Origin of the sequence: Candidatus Chromulinivorax destructor (assembly GCF_003366055.1) — a bacterium.
GTDB lineage: Bacteria > Babelota > Babeliae > Babelales > Chromulinivoraceae > Chromulinivorax > Chromulinivorax destructor.
Genome location: NZ_CP025544.1, coordinates 958995 through 975607 on the forward strand (window position 1 = coordinate 958995; position 16613 = coordinate 975607).

The following is a 16613-nucleotide window of genomic DNA, read 5'->3' on the forward strand; positions in this document are numbered from 1 at the left end:
TGATGAGCCTTTTATCGTAAAAGATAAAGGGCTTATCTGCATAGTACTCCATTGCTTTGCGTATCACTATTTTAAAAAATAAAAAATATTGGGTGAGAAAAGCTTTATTTTTAAAAAAAAGAATATAGGATTCAATGCACATTCAGGAGATGTTTTTAATAAACCAATTATAAGGAGTTAGTATGATTCATACTATGATAAAAAATCGCTCGAGAATTCGAACGATTTTTTTTGCTATCGGATTGCTTTTTTCAAGCGCAATCATGCCGTCATCAACTGTCGGTAAGCTTGATACAGTAGATAATGGAGGCACTGGGTACGGTACAGCAACACAGGCTGATGCTCTTGGTTATATTGTTACCGATGTTGGCAGTTCAACAACAGATCTTTGTTGGGGTTCAGCAGTGCAGCCCGATGGTAAGACGGTGACCGTTGGCCAAAGTGGAACTTCTATGGCTATGACTCGTTATAATATTAATGGTACGTTAGATACAACATTTGGTACAGGTGGAAAAGTTACGGTTGACTCATTTACAGGAACAACAAATCCAATCGCGAATGCTGTCACTGTATTACCAAATGGTAAAATTGTTGTAGTTGGGACATGTACTATTACAGCTACAACTAAATCAGGGTATTTCGTTGCTCAATTTACGCCAGCGGGTGTTCTTGATACGACATTTGCTAGTGGAAATGGTTTTGTAGCAAGAAACGTTATTATTAATGGTACAACAAACTCATCAACTGATATTGCCAATACAGTTACGGTTGATACTGTAGGAAATATCTATGTCATTGGTACAAGTAATCAAACTGCTTCGACTCAATCTGGCGGTATAAATATTTTTGCTGCAAGTTACACATCGGCAGGGATATTACGAACAACTACTTATAATAGTGGAGCTGCTGTTGGCCCAGGAAGCGGATCTTTTATAGGTGTAACAACTGCAGGTATTGGATTAATATCTACGGTTGGAGCATCTCCAGGAAGTATTCTTGCAGGGTATGGTGCACGAATTGATAGTTCGGGAAGACTTGTTGTTGTTGGTTCTGCTGCAACAAATACGCAAATGCTTATTGCTCGATTTACAACAGCAGGTATTTTAGATACTACCTTTGCTAGTGTTGGTGTTACCACATCAGCTTTAGCTAGTGGAACGACCATTGCGTATGGCATCGCTTTTCAATCAAGTGGTCAAATTATTGTAGCTGGTCTTACAGGATCAACTCAAGCAGCTTTTGTTGCAGCATTTAGTTCTGTTGGAGTATTAAATACAAGTTTCTTTGGAACTTCATCATCAGGTTATATTACGTCACTACTTGGTGGAACAGCTGCACTAGCGCGTGGTCTTGTTGTGCAGCCAGATGATAAAATTGTTATTGGTGGTTATGCTACAATTTCAGCTGTTAATAATCTTGCAATCGCTCGCTTTACGTCAAATGGTTCAGCTTTAGATACTACTTTTAATACTCTAGGTTATACAACAACAAACATAGGATCAGTTCAAAACCTTGGCAATGCGTTATCAGTACAACAAAACGGTTCATTTATTCTTGCTGGTACAAATAGTGGGGTTGATTTTGTAGCGGCTCGTTATTTAAATATCATCTCTCAAGGTTCGATGGACTATACTTATAATCCAGCAGTTGCAACTAGCCCAGGGGCTCCAGGATATACAATCTATCCAACGGTTGCAACAGCGACAAACAAGCCGCAAGTTATGGCGTTGCAAGCATTATCAGACAGCAGCTTGTATGTCGTTTCACAAACAACTGCAGTATCGATAGGCTCTCAAATAGCTAAACGAACTTCAACTGGCCAACCAAGTATTTCTTCTATAAATTTAAGTCAAGTTGGTGTAGTTGATGTGGTCGTCGATTCACAACAACGTGCTTTAGTTGTTGGGACGAACGCAACGCCTCGTGGTTGGTTGTACAGAACAACATCTTCAAGCTCATTAGCACCATCATTTACAACGGTCGTTGAAACAAATTCAATTTCATTTGCAAAAGTTGCAGAACAAAATCTTGGTCGTATTATTGTGATCGGGCAAGCGCCTCAACAAGGTGGGCAAAATATTGGCCTGTTGATTGCGTACACAGAATCTGGTGCGTTAGCAACAGGCTCAACAGCAGTACCATTTGGTACAGGATCAGCTGGAGCCCAGACTGGTTTTATTACCATGACAGGTGCTGAGTTTACAGATATGCTGATCGACAGTACTAATAATATTTATGTAGCATATAAAACTTCTAGTGATGGTTTTTTCCGTATCGCTAAGTACTTAGCAAATGGTTCAGCTCTGGATTCAACATTTGGTACGGGAGGAATTGTTAATACTGGTTTGTTAGCTGCCAATTTTTTCCAACCTCTATTATCATTTGATACTGCTGGAAATATTGTAGTTGCTGCTTCATCAGGAGGTGCTGCTGGAATATCTTTTCAAAAATATGATTCATCTGGAACTATCATTGGTTCAACAACGACAATTACTCCAGCAACCAGCTTGTTGTCATCTCCTCAACTAACAAAATTACAATGCGATACGAACAACCGTTTAATTTTTACGGGGTATGATACCAATAATTTCTTTGTTGGTCGTTGCGGAGCAGGAACATTTACGCTTGATACAACTTTTGCACCGTATTCATCATCTCCTGGTATTTTAAAAACCATGTACTCAACAAATGCGAATGGGAATTCTCCAGCACACATTTCTAATGGTGTGTGTATTGCTCCAACCACTGGTAATATTCTTTTTGGTGGATACGAAAACACCACGACAACAACGACAACTTCATTAGTTGGTCAAGTTGTTGGTAATACAGGTGGAACAGTTTATACACAAGTTAATCGTTTCCCGGTAGCTGTTGGAGCTGTTGCAGGCACGGTCAACTTAGGCATAGGATCACCTGCAAACCTTGCAAACGGTCATCCGCAATCGATCTATACCTTTGGAACGACAGGGACGTATGCAAATAATACGTTAGTTGCAAATGCAACTGGTTCAAGCACAACATTATCAATGTTAAATTCTTCATATGCACTGAACACTGCTTTTAGTACTGATGGTTCAATTACGCTAGCAGGCCTTGTTAGTACCAATAACATTATGGTTAATCCAAGCGGTACGATCTATGTAACTGGTGCAACTGCGACTGATCCTGCGGTATATTCAGTAGCTTCTGACGGTGCGTCAGCAACCTTGCTTAATCTTCCAGAAGCAACTGCGCAAGGTGGTTTAACAACTATCTACGGTATTGCTCAACAAGCATCAGGTAGATTGTTAATTGCTGGGTACAATAGCTTTGTAGGCTCTGGTGTTATTATGGCATTTAACCCGGTAGCAAATGCAGTTGATACATCATTTAATGCAAGTGGAGTAATTCCTGGTTATTGGTTTGTTGGTGTAGCTCATCCAGTTACATCGATCTCAGTTGCGACAAGCGCAACACTTGCTGATAAAATCTACTTTGCATACCAAAGTGGTTCAACATCAGTTCAAGTTGATATGGTATTAGAAAATGGAACACAACTTGCTCCATCGTCGATATTCACTCCGATTTCAGCAGTCTTAACTGCGACGTCAGATACAGCAATTGCGATGAAGTTGGATGTAAACGGAGCAGTGGTTCTTGCCGTGCAAACGTCGGCAGGTGTTGTTGCAGGTCGTTATGCTGCAAATGGTGCTGTCGGTGTTGCTCCAGCTACTATAATCCCGGTAGGATCTGGCATAGCGTTCAAAGAACTTTTAACATTAAGTGATAGTACGACGTTAATTTTAGCGCAAAGCGGCGCATCGTCTCCTTATTCATTGAGTCTAGCACAGTTGAATCCATCATTTACATTTAACTCAAGCTTTGGAACTGCAGGAATTTTAACAGCAGCAGTTTCTCCGCAAGTTGAATTCTTTGCGGTTGATGTGGTCAGTGGCAGCGATGGTATTATTGTATCGGGTGACACCAACGCAACTGCAGGTTCTGCTACTCCATACTTCACGCAAATTAGTAATACTGATGCGCCAACTGCACTTACCAAAGTATCACAAAGTGCAACGACGTTAGGCACTCCAGGGACTGTTGATACAACGTTTAACAGTGCAGCTACACAGGCTGGATTCATGAACTTGAATACGGTGGTAACTTCTACATTTACAACAGTTATTCCTGGTACAGCAACGGTAAAATCATTGTTACAAAATGATGATGGTTCATACTATGTTGCTGCTGATGATGGAACAGATACCTACCTTACTGCAATGAGTGCTGATGATGTTCAAAATACATCATTTGGGACAACAGGTTTACTGACTCTTGCAGGACAAGCAAATGTTTCAGCAATGTTACTTGCAGAAGATGGCGGATTTTATGTTGTCGGTGGTGAAGGTTCTACAGGATCAGCTGCGGGTTGGATTGAATACCTTGATGGATCAACAGGTGCTGCGATCTCTGGATTTGCTCCAACAGCAACTATGGACAGTCATTTTGCTATTACTCAACAGGCGCAAGGCCGAATCATCGTTGCAGGTATGAACGATGGTGTGGGTACGTTGATTGCGTATAACCAATTAACAGGTGCTGTTGATACCACCTTTGGTAATGCTGGTTACTATGTATTGACTGGCTATTCAGCAATTAACTCAGTGGTGGTCGATTTAGTTGGGAATGTGTATGTGATTGCAAACGATGCTGCAAATAACGCAACAGTTATTTGTTTAGATGAAAACGCAACCACACAACAGTGGAGTCAAGTCGTCCTTGCAACAACAAGTACACTTGCAGCAAATAACCACCTGACGTTTAATCAAGTGGTCAACCTTGTGGCAACAGCTGTTAATACAACAACTGGTGCTATTATGCTGAAAACGTACAGTTTAGGTACTTCTGGTGGAACGCTTGCAACTAATGTGATTCTTGGTTCTGGCGGTACTGCAACGGGATTAACAACTGCATCTGTAACGTCAGTTTCAGTTGATTTAAACGCATCGCCAGGCAAAGTTCTGTTGACTGGGTACGATGCAGGTGTAACGCCAAACGTTCCGTTTATTATTCGTACAACATCAGCAGAAACTGGTCTGGATACAACATTTACGTCAGGTTCTGGAACTGCAGGTGTGGTAACGACGCTTTCAACTGCTGGTGATACACGAGCTGCTGCGTGGAATGACTTGATGATTAACAACAACGGTAAAATTACGGTTGCTGGTTTTAATACATTGACTGGTCCGACGGTAGCTCCGTACATGATGCGTGTCTATGGTGATGCATTTATTGGGCAATATGACCCAGAAATTCAAGCACCGATGCCAGATGATCTTAATCCTCAATTTGGCGTTAACGGTCTTGCCTACACGTCAGTGATTGCAAATTTAGTCAATGGCGGTTCGACGATTGTTGATCATCAAAACCGTATTGTTCTTGCTGGTACAGCAGATACTGGAGCTAATGGTGCATTTGTAGTAGCACGATTCTTAGCTGATGGAACGCTTGATACCTCATTTAGTACCGATGGAATTGCAAGTTCAGGTGATATTTCTGCTTTAAATGAAGCAAATGGAGCTTACGTAGCTGTTGATAGCAGTAATAACGTCTATGTAGGTGGAATAGATGGTGGAAATAGCTTAGTTGTAGCTAAGTTCTTAGGAACAACTGGAGCGTTAGATACATCATTTGGTGGTGATGGTATTGTGATATCACCAGCTATTGCTAATTTAAATCATGGTGGTTATGTCGCGATCGATTATCTTGGTAATGTTTTGGTTGGTGGAAGTACATCAGGTCTTAGATTATCTGTAGCCCGATTCACATCAGCAGGTGATTTAGATACATCATTTGGGACTGCAGGTATTGCACAAACTGCTTCAATTAGCAACCTTCGTGATGGTGGTTTTGTTGCAACTGATGCTATCGTAGCTAACGCCGATAACAGTGTCTATGTTGGTGGGTCAACAACAGATAGCAAGTTAGTTGTTGCTAAATTTACCAGTGCAGGTGTTGCAGCAGCATACGGTACGTCTGGTATTGCAACAACATCGGCTATCACTAACTTAGCTGATGGTGGTTCAATTGCGTTGGATATCAATAAAAGAATTGTTATTGGTGGGTACACTTCGAACAACACCTTTGTTGCAGCTCGATTCACAACTGCTGGTACAGCTCTTGATACAGCATTTGGTACATCTGGTATCGCGACAAGTAACGTACTTGCAAGCGGAACGTTGAATGCAAGTCCAAATCTTGTGATTGATAACAGTAACAATACCGTCCTTGGTGGTCTGACAACTCTGTCTGACGGCGTATCAAGAAACATGGTAGCAGCTCGTTTTACAACGACTGGTGCAATCGACACAACATTTACGACGACTGGTATTGCATCGACCAGCACCATTGCTGGGTTAACATCAGGTGGTTTTGTTGCAGTCAATAGCACAACAACTCCGTTCCTTGGTGGTTATGTGATCAACTCAGGTAGTGCACGACTTGTGGTAGGGCAAATCTACTCAGGTTCAGAAATCATTATTCCAGATCCTGCAAACTTACAAGGAGCGGCATTTAGTGTGTACTGGTATGGTAGCAATCCTGCAATTTTTAAAGATTTCTTTAGTGTTGATTTTTATGCAAATGTCATTGTCAATGCAACAGCTCGTGCAGCTACGATTGAGGCGGTTAATGCTTCGTTAGATGCGTATGCAGTTGCGTATGCAGATCAGCCTGAATTTAATCTTGCAGCTTCAACGACGCCTGGTTGGGATGTTCAGTTGGCTGCAGTACAAGCGACGCTGGTTGCAACGTATAGTACAGCACAACAAGTAAATCAAATTAATGCGTTCTTCACGAACTTTAATGCGCGTAGAACAGCAGTACGTAACACATTGTTAGTATATGCAAGTTAAGTAAAATCGACGGTGGGCATTTTGTGCAAGGTGCCCACCTTGTTTGAATATATTGATAGATGCCCTACATTTCCTGCGGAAATTTCGGGAATCGTGAGGCCGGCGGGCCTAAACCGCTTTTTGAAAAAGATTGTATACATAGTTTTTAGATAAGGGTTATGCAGTCGCTGTCACTCTGTTTTCTGAAGTGAAGGGTAGCTGAACCGTAGGTTGTATAAAAAGTTTAAAAAAGATACGTGAAAATAGATGAATGTATGTAGATTTTAGATAAGCGTTATGCGGCCGCCGCCGCCCTGTTTCCGGAGGGTAAGCGTAGCTGAACCGTAGGTTGTATAAAAAATTAAAAAAATAAAAAGGTTATCTATGAAAAAAATATGTATCGTGGGATTGCTGATGTTTGCATCACCATTACATTGCTATGCAACGATTATGAATCACCGTGAAGTAACATCCAATCCATTGTTATTTAAACAAGATGATTACAGTTGTTTTGATGATAAAACATTAAGTTTTGAGATAGTTCCATGGGGTTCTGGTACGTTTGATCCAGCTCATACGATGGCAAATTTGGGTATTAATGGAACTGACACGATGGTGTTAAACCAGCAAGGTGGCGGGGATATTAATCCAGAGTTAATCTTGCTTGGTTCTGCAAACGTTGATCGTGATTATCTTTCGACTGTTACCTTGCAACCAAAAATGTACATGTTTGGTGGTTTGTTCCATCTGTACAAACAGTTTAAAATATTTTTCTTGGATCTTAAAACATCATTGATTAATTGTAGAACGCAAATCGTTATCGATGAAGTTGGCGGCGGTAATGGTGGCATGACGCAACCAGATGGAACAATAATTACCAATGCATTGCAAGCGTTTAGCCAAGCGGATTGGAGCTATGGTAAATTTGGCACGGTCCAAAATAAAGTAGGTTTAGATAACGTTCAGTTTATGTTTGGTGCATCAAAAGAGATGGAATCATTTTCATCTGCTTGCTGGCACAATTATGGTGCAGCTTTTATGCTATTAGAGCTTCCGACAGCAAAAGGTTCTCAAGCTGAATGGTTATTTGAACCAATGGTTGGAACAAAGCATTGCGGATTAGGTTTTGGTGCAGATTTTATGAGTGTGACTGATAGCCAATGGTCATTTGTTGGTGGTGGTAACTACCGTTATTTATTTGCAGCAAACGAAGTTCGTTCATTTGATCTAGCTCCAAATGGCGCATGGTCACGTTACCTTGGATTGCAAGAAATTGCTCAAATTGGCAGTGGTCCAGTTAATCCATTACCAGGCATTAATTTGTTTACGCAAGATACGCATGTTGATGGCACAAGCCAAATCACGATGTATGCTCGTCTGCAAAAACGTTGGGAACACTGTTTGTTTGAGGTAAGCTACAACTTCTTCCATACGCAAGCAGAAACGGTAAGTCTTGTTAATGAGACAATTTCAGACCAATTTGGTGTGTATTATGTTACTGACTTTGGTGGTGTAACAACTGCAAGTAACGCAACAATTGCACAAGCAAATCCAGCGTTTGACTTGGCCCCGGTAACATTGCTAGCAACTGATTTAAACGTAGCGACTGGTGCTGCTGGAGCATGGACAAGCAACATGGTTGCAGGGCGCTTCCAGTATCAATTTGACAAAATAAGCTGTGGGCTTGGTGGGTCAGTTGAAATGGCTCATTCTGTACAGGCGCTGTCAAGCTGGTCTGTATGGTTGAACCTAGAAGTATTAGTATAGAATTATTAACGTGAGTATATCTTTCTCACATTATATACAAAGTGGCTTTCGCAAGAAGGCCACTTTTTTTATATAAAAACTATATTTTAAAAAACAATGTATGTTTTACTCAAAGAATAAAGGGCTGTTTTTAAAAAACTATAATCTATTTGCTCTTACAAGGAAGAACGTATGAACTGGTATATAAAATTTTTACGTGTACATGTTTGGTTAGCAATGTTGAGTCTTACGTTGGCAAGTTGTGTGCAAGCGCATGAGAATCTGCTTGGAACATTTGATTGCACCTATGGTGTAGATGGTGTTAGCACAGTGTATGCAGGGGAAGCATCGGTAGGCCAGCAAATTCGAGCTATTGCACCATTGAGTACGGGAACCAAAATTATGGCAGTTGTTCAAGATGTTGATGGTTTAAGCTCATGGACAGTTCGATTATTAAGCGATGGGACTCCTGATCCAACCTACACCATCGGTGGGCAAGGTCATGGGATTGCAATTGCTCAGATATCTGGAACCGAAGTTGTTCATGGCATGGTATTTGATGGTGCTGAGAACTCGATTGTTTTTGGAAGTAATTGTAATGCTGGTGGGTATATAAAAAGTGTTATGCCAACAGGAGCTATGAATAGGTCTTTTGGGTGCAATCGAATTGCAGGAACTGTTTATTTATCACAAATTGATGTTGTTAATGCCGTTGCGCAATTGAGCAATGGTAACTATATTTTTGTTGGCTGCAAAGGTGATATTGGGATGATTGGAATGCTTAATTGCAAGGGGGTATTGGTTACAAATTTTGGTACTGCCAGTGGGTTTATTCCGGTCGGAACAAATGTAACATCGGTGTGCGTTGATGCAGATGATAGTATCTATGTAGCTATCAGCACGGTCACCGATGAACAAGCGCATGCATCGGTTGCAAAATATAATTTAGAAGGTGTATTAGTACAAGATTTTGGTGTCGATGGAGTTGCTTGCCAGGTACTGACAAACATACAGCATGGTGCACATATTGCTATGGTCATTGATGCAGCAAAAAATATTGTTATTGCTACATCTGGAAATGAAGAACAAGGTTCTGTTTGTCTCGTTCGATTAAACCAAGATGGTTTGGTTGATACAAATTTTCATGATGGTGTTTCATTGCAGATTGAATGTGCAGGAGTAAAAACTGCTGTAGTAACAAACTTAGTAGCATTGCAAAATATAATGGATAGCTCCTGTTCTCACTATCTAGTTGCAGGGCATCAGCTTCATCCAGATTATCAATTCGTTGCGGCAGTTACCCCAGAAGGAAACCTTGATCAAGAGTTTTATGCAGCTGGTTTAACTCCTGGCATACATGCTTTTTACGTTGCATCAGGTCAACAGGTTGTAAGAAATTTGTGGGGCATAAGCGTTCAAGATAATGGACAAATTCTTGTTGCGGCAAGTGAAGAATCAACGCATGCTCTTGACACGCCATTGACGATTCGTATCAATGGGTATCACAAAACGAGAGCTGTTCCTCAATATATTGGTAAAGTTATTCCTCTTCCAGATAGAGTAAACCACGATTTTGGCATCAATGGTATTGGATATGCAGATACCAGCAGCTTGTTTATAGATGGTGGCGATACGGTTATTGATGGTCAAGGGCGTATACTGGTAAGTGGAATAACGACAAGCCAAACTATGCTTGTCGCAAGGTTTTTACCAGATGGAACTCCAGATTATACTTTTGGTGGTGTTGGTTATTCCCAAACTCCTATCATACCAGGGTTAACTGGCAACTGTTACGTTGCTGTTGATAGCTTGCATAATGTGTATGTTGCAAGCTGCGTTGCACAAAGGTTTGTAGTTGCTCGATTTGTAGCTGCAGATGGGTTACTTGATTCCGTTGGATTTAATGGTGCTGGCGATGGAACAGGTGTTGCTGGTCTTGCACAAACAGATTGTATTGAAACATTAATAACTGGAGGTTATCTTGCAGTTGATGCAGCTGATCGTATTGTAATAGGTGGACATACCTGTGATGGTAGAGTAATAGTTGCTCGATTTACGACCCTTGGAACAGTTGATATTTTTGGAACAGCAGGGATTGCCCAAACTACCGTTATCCCAACACTGCGTTCAGGCGGTAATCTGGTAACTGATGCTGACAATAATGTGTATGTTGGAGCAAGTACGTTTACCGGAAATTTAGTCGTAGGTAAGTTTGATGCTGCAGGCAATTTTGATACAACTTCTTTTGCAAATAGTGGAGTTGCAAAAACATTACCAATTATGAATTTAGCAGATGGGGGCAGCTTAGCTTTTGATAGCTTGCAGCGTATTGTCATTGGTGGTTATACAACCGATAAAACATTTGTTGTGGGGCGTTTTACCATCACTGGGATAGTTGATGATACATTTGGTCATGGTGGGATTGCTGTCAGTCATGGTTTAACAGGCCTGTATGCATGTAAAAATATTGCGATTGATGGGAGTGATGCTATTTTGATTGCAGGAACATTACCGTCGGTCAATGAACTGACGAACCAGATGGTTATAGCTCGGTTTACATCGACAGGCGGTATTGATACTACTTTTACCTCAACTGGCATTGCGATAATTGATACAATTTCTTTATCGTCAGCAGCCACTGCTTGCGTAGCTGTTAATAAGATTAATTATCCATTGATCAGCGGATGTGATGGAAATCAGTTGATGGTTACACAAATCTATTCTGGTGATCAAATTATGATAAAATCGCCTGATGCTTTGCAAGGTGCTGCATTGAGTATGTATTGGTATGGAAATAATCCTACAATTTTTAAGAATTTTTTTAATATCCCATTTCATGCTTGCGCTATTACTGATGTAGCAGCTCGATCTGCTACGATAACAGCAGTACACAATTGTTTAGATGAATATGCTGCTGTATATGCAAATCAACTACATCTTAATTTAGTGGCATCAACAACCCCAGGATGGGATCGTCAGTTTGCTCTTGTACAGCAAAAGCTGACACAAGATTATCCTGATAGTGCAGATAATATTCATACATTTTTTACTAATTTTAATGCCTGTCGTATAGCAATACGAAAAACATTGTTAGGCTGTGTAAACCAAATGTAAATATTAAGATAGAGGCCTGCGATCTCACTGAGCTCATCTTGGCAAACATGGTTGACAGCTGCTACTGTACGCTTTTTTCAGGTAAAAAAAAGAGTGTATTAGGCCTACCGGCAAGCAAATTGCCGGAGTTTTGATAGAAAACGGAGGGCAAAACTCTTTCGTAAAAATTTGGTTTTCGCAACCTCAATAAAAAAGCTCGTAATATACAAAAAATTTCCAAGTGCTTACAGATCGTAATAAACAGTTGTTTTCCAGGCTAATTATTGACTATCAGAAACTATATTTTGTAGTATAAGTACTAAATATGTATTGTTTGTTAATTTTTTGGTTAAAATTGGAGATATATCATGATGAAAAATAAGATGTATGTGCAACAAGGATTTAGTTTACTTGCTGTTCTTGTGGCGTGCATGGCATTATTTTTTGTAGTGCGACTATGGAAAACAGAAGTTGTTATGAGTGATGAAGTTCAGTTAATTCAATTACCATCACGAGCTGCATGCAAAAATTTACTTGTTCAAGCCTCATTAGATCAAATCGCTGAAAAAACAACACTGCTAAAAAGTTTATATGGAACAAAGTTACCTCATGAAAAAGCAGAACCGTTATCTTTAGATGATTTTATTGAAAAAGTTAATAGAGCATATGAAGAATATGCTGCAAATGAAGGCTATGATGCAATTCGAGTTCGCTTAGTTAGTAAAAGTAAGCCTTTGTTATATGAAGTATTATTAGAAAATTATCCAGATGCACTTGATGAACTGCGTGTTCGTAAAATTATTTCGTAAAAATTGAAAGCCATTGTGATGAAAATAATTCAGGTAACTAAAATTTTATTATTTCTTTGTATTTCTATACAACTACCAGCTATGGATGAAAAAATCAAAATAGCTGAAGATAATGAGAAAACTATAGAATTAACGCTACACAGATTACCTGATATGATTCAAGGTTTTGAGCTTATTCGTCTTGTTGATAATCGTTACCCAACTTTTGAAGAGTTTTTGCAAGAAAATTTAGAAGTTGGTGAGGACGGCGTAGACCCTGATTATGGTCAAGTTGTTCAAGAAGCTTTTGTTTCTATTATTCATGCAATGCATTTACATTATATACCAAGATTTATAACTTCAAACATAGATATAATGCAAGAAAATGACCCTTTTATTCGTTTTATTACTTATGTGCAACAGCATAGAGATGGTTTTATGGTATATGCTATTCCAAAATGGATGCGTGAAATTAATTTATTAGGCGAAACATTATTGCATAAAGTTGTTATGAATTGTAATTCATCAACTTATAGAACATTGCTTTCTTTTGGGGCAGATATTAATGCTCAAAATAATCGTGGAAGAACACCTTTGCATGTTGCTGTTATGAATAGTTATCATGATGAAGTTGTTAATTTAATGACCTTAGGTGCAAATTTTACGATGCAAGATATTCATGGCAAAACGCCGCTTCATCATGCTATTTCAAATGAAGATCAACAGATGATACATATTTTATTGCAAGCTCATGCAAATACGCAGATTGCTGATAATCATGGAGATAATGCGTTTGCGTTTGCTGCAAGAATAGGAAATGACGATATTAAAAATATGATTCAAGCTCATAATCTACAACTTAATATCGGAGCTACGCCTATGCAAGTATTTGATTTTGATGGAAATATTGTTAACGCTGGATTATAAAAAAATATAAAAAAATTTTAAAAAGAATTGGAAATATGAATATACAATATCATAAAAAAATGAGACATTTTCTAGCATTGGTAGTTGCCGGTATGCTTGCTTTTTGCATCATGAATATATGGAAAAAGGATGTTCTTGCAAATGCTCATGAGCAAGAGGAGCTTATTAAGTTACCGCCAAAAATAGAATTTATATATTTTTTACGAAATAACGCTTTGTTTGAAATTATGAACAAGACTGCCATTATAAGTAACTTATATGGAGATAATTTTGATGATGTATTTGTATGCTTGCAACCATTTGAAAATATTGTACGTGCTGTAGAGTCAGCATACGCTGAATATAGCATTGTAGAAGGGCATGAGCCATCAAGAGTTCGTTTAGCAAAAAAAACAAAACCTATTGTGTATGAAAAATTATTAAAAAATTATCCTAAATTACTTGCTCAAGTACCTGTGCGCAGTAAAGAAATTTGCCAACGGTATGGTATTTATTAAAAAATAGTATGAATCTTTGCTTACAGATCGATGGCAATTGCCATTAAAATAATAAAGATTTTAGTTTTACGATAGAAGCCCAAGTTTTTATACTCGGGCTTCTATTTTTACGTGGAGATAATTTTGTTGCTATGAGCTTGAGTAACCAAATTTTTACCAAAGAGTTTTGCTCTACGTTTTCTATAAAAACTCCGGGAATCTGCAGGCCAGTGGGCCTGATGCACTTTTTTTAAACCTTAGCCAAGTTTAATTTCTCAAAGTTTGCTTGGTTTTTTACATAGATTGACGTAGTTTTTCATTAAAAAAGCGTAACGTGGCCGCCGCCACCACTGTTTGCCAAGATGAGCGAAGCGATATCCTAGGTTTTTATATTTATTTTTTATTTTTGATTTTTTCCGCAGTCATTATTCCTGTTGCTATTATTTTTGTAAAATCAGCAAGTTGCGATGGAGTTAATGGATATACTTCCATTTCGTTAAATCTCTCTTCAATAGTATATAAAACATCATAATTATCTTCTTCAGATTCAAATTCAGGTGATATATAATTTGTATTAAAAACAGATTCTATATTTTCAATAAGACGTTTCCATTTACGATCTGCTTGGTCAGGTATTGATGCTTTTGCAAATAAATTTTCAATAATAGGTTTCATGATTGTTATGTTCGTATGATTTTCATCGGTATAAAGATGTTCAATACTCTTTGAAAGGCTTTGTAAGTCATCTTTCGTGAGGAGCCCTTGTGTGCTGATAGGGGTTATTTGTTTTTCCATTGGGTACATCAGATTGCTCAGGTCTAATATGCCATTATCAGTATGAAGTTTGAATAATATATGTAATATTTTAAATTTATTTTGTAATGTTACTTTTTGCTTGAGATTTTTTTGAAAATCTTTTGCTTGTGCATCTGTTGCATAAGGGTGTTCTTCAATAAAATTGTACATTTCATTTTTTAAAGTTGCTGCTTGTTCTGCACAGCATGTATCAATAAATTTATCAAAATTTTTATATTGTTCTTTGATTGCAGCATACAGTTTTGGCTCAATCATAAGATACCACTTGAGTTGTATACCATCTTGTAATAATTTGTTTTCAACTGCTTCAATTTTATTGTAGATCAGTTCAAATTTTTCTGCAGGTGTAGTTTTAAGGTTTTCAAGGTTTAAAGCTTCCAGATATTCTTCAAAAAGAACTTTGCAGGTAGCGTGATTATGATCGACAAAAGAATTTTTACTTTTTATGGTAGAGCTTAATTGAGCTTCAAGTCGAGATTGTTTAAAAAATATCCATGCTAGATAGTCTTTATTATAAATATAATCATGAACATTTCCCGTTGCTTTTTCAAACAATTGGTCAAAAATATTTGAGTACTGTTTTTTTGTAATAGCTTTATTTACTTGTGTAATTGTTGCAGTTATATTCTCATTCATACGATTTGCAAGTTTTATTTTCGTCAACTCTTCATGCATAATTTCAATTGTAGAATGTACGTTTTGCAGTTGATTAATCAGAGTTTGTAGTTGCGCTATTTCACGACCTTGAAGAATTGATGGCTGTAATGTTGTTATAATACTATGAGTTGCATTATAAAAATCATGGTAAAATTCATTAATTTTATTATTTTCTAACGTTGCAGCAGCAACTAAAGCAAAAAATTCTTCGTCATCGATATCAGTATTGTCTTTTTGTGTATTCTTTTTTTGATTTTTTTTATTTGTTTTTTGAACTTGAGCAGCTGGTTTCTTACTAATTAATTTTTTTTCAGAATTTTTTGCTGCAGCTATTTCTTCTTGTTGTTTTTTTTCTAAGGCAACTCGTTCTTTATCTCGTCTACTTTGTTCAGCTCTTTTTTCTGCAGTATGCACGTCAGATGCTTGTCTTTTCATAATTTGTGCAGAAATGACTGCCGAAGTTTTAGATTTTTTAGCAGATGATTTTTTATGGGAAGTTATAGAAACTTGTTGTTCATCTTTTTGGTCCCCACTGTTGTGTGTAGCTTGACTTACCGGGGTGTTGTTTGTTATTTCATCGTTATGTGTCGTATCTTGCAAATGTACTTTTTCAGTCAGAGCTTGTATTGTATCTTGAACTTGTTGTAATAGGTGTCTATGCATATTGATGTTATAACTTGTAATTGCAAGAATATTTTGAAAATTCATGATCAAGTTGAGCTTATGAATAAATTTTGCTTTTTCATAGAGCAATATGACAGCGCGTAAAGTATCTTCGTGGCTTTCTTTGTAAGGGTTTGTAAGGTACAAAGAAAATCCGTATTGATTTGGGAGCAAAAAATTAATTTTATTACGGATAATATTTTTACGTGCATCTTCTATGGTGTTATGAGATACAATATACTCTTGCGCTAATAATAAAAAATGAAGGGACTCAGATTCTGGTGCAATTCCAGCTGCCAGCAAAAGCTCTCGATTATTAAATAACTCTTGGCCGCAAGGTTGTATCCCTGGTTGATGCGCTGCCGTAATATGGTAGAAGGTATGTATTTTTGAATAAAACTCTTCTTGGCTTTCTATGGTGCGCACAAGTGCAGTTTCTCTTAGTATGTTGCTTTCTAATTCTTGATGACAATGTGCTGAGTCATTTTTTGAGCAGGTCATTTCCATTGCATAGAGATTGTGAGATAAAATTGCTATTGCTACAAATGTATGGAGTATGTTTTTCATAATATTTT

7 protein-coding genes are annotated in these 16613 nt (G+C 38.1%); 6 read left to right on the forward strand and 1 reads right to left on the reverse strand.

The annotated features are described in order from the left end of the window. The first annotated feature begins 182 nt into the window (after positions 1 to 182). From C0J27_RS04705 to C0J27_RS04730, 6 genes are all read left to right on the forward strand, one after another. A complete protein-coding gene (locus C0J27_RS04705; RefSeq protein ID WP_115586019.1) occupies positions 183 to 6893 on the forward strand; it encodes a hypothetical protein in 6711 nt (2236 codons plus the stop codon). Between the two features lie 363 nt (positions 6894 to 7256). Next, on the forward strand, positions 7257 to 8639 hold the full coding sequence (locus C0J27_RS04710; protein WP_115586020.1) for a hypothetical protein: 1383 nt from the start codon (positions 7257 to 7259) through the stop codon (positions 8637 to 8639). A 171-nt stretch (positions 8640 to 8810) separates the two neighbouring features. Continuing rightward, a complete protein-coding gene (locus C0J27_RS04715) occupies positions 8811 to 11732 on the forward strand; it encodes an NHL repeat-containing protein (RefSeq protein ID WP_115586021.1) in 2922 nt (973 codons plus the stop codon). A gap of 347 nt (positions 11733 to 12079) precedes the next feature. Continuing rightward, positions 12080 to 12520: a hypothetical protein gene (locus tag C0J27_RS04720; protein WP_162801810.1), complete on the forward strand. Its 441-nt coding sequence runs from the start codon at positions 12080 to 12082 to the stop codon at positions 12518 to 12520. Between the two features lie 18 nt (positions 12521 to 12538). Further along, a complete protein-coding gene (locus C0J27_RS04725) occupies positions 12539 to 13426 on the forward strand; it encodes an ankyrin repeat domain-containing protein (RefSeq protein ID WP_115586023.1) in 888 nt (295 codons plus the stop codon). 35 nt (positions 13427 to 13461) lie between these two features. Continuing rightward, entirely contained in the window at positions 13462 to 13923 is a 462-nt protein-coding gene (locus C0J27_RS04730) for a hypothetical protein (RefSeq protein WP_115586024.1), read from the forward strand. Positions 13924 to 14295: 372 nt separating this feature from the next. On the opposite strand, the gene C0J27_RS04735 is transcribed toward C0J27_RS04730, so the two are convergent. Next, the gene (locus C0J27_RS04735; protein WP_115586025.1) at positions 14296 to 16605 is read right to left on the reverse strand and encodes a hypothetical protein; all 2310 of its coding nucleotides are present in this window, start codon (positions 16603 to 16605) and stop codon (positions 14296 to 14298) included. Positions 16606 to 16613: the final 8 nt, after the last annotated feature.

Coding starts and splice junctions, on each gene's coding strand:
- C0J27_RS04725 (WP_115586023.1), top strand. CDS start 12,539: ATGAAAATAATTCAGGTAACTAAAATTTTATTATTTCTTTGTATTTCT.
- C0J27_RS04705 (WP_115586019.1), top strand. CDS start 183: ATGATTCATACTATGATAAAAAATCGCTCGAGAATTCGAACGATTTTT.
- C0J27_RS04730 (WP_115586024.1), top strand. CDS start 13,462: ATGAATATACAATATCATAAAAAAATGAGACATTTTCTAGCATTGGTA.
- C0J27_RS04715 (WP_115586021.1), top strand. CDS start 8,811: ATGAACTGGTATATAAAATTTTTACGTGTACATGTTTGGTTAGCAATG.
- C0J27_RS04720 (WP_162801810.1), top strand. CDS start 12,080: ATGATGAAAAATAAGATGTATGTGCAACAAGGATTTAGTTTACTTGCT.
- C0J27_RS04735 (WP_115586025.1), bottom strand. CDS start 16,605: ATGAAAAACATACTCCATACATTTGTAGCAATAGCAATTTTATCTCAC.
- C0J27_RS04710 (WP_115586020.1), top strand. CDS start 7,257: ATGAAAAAAATATGTATCGTGGGATTGCTGATGTTTGCATCACCATTA.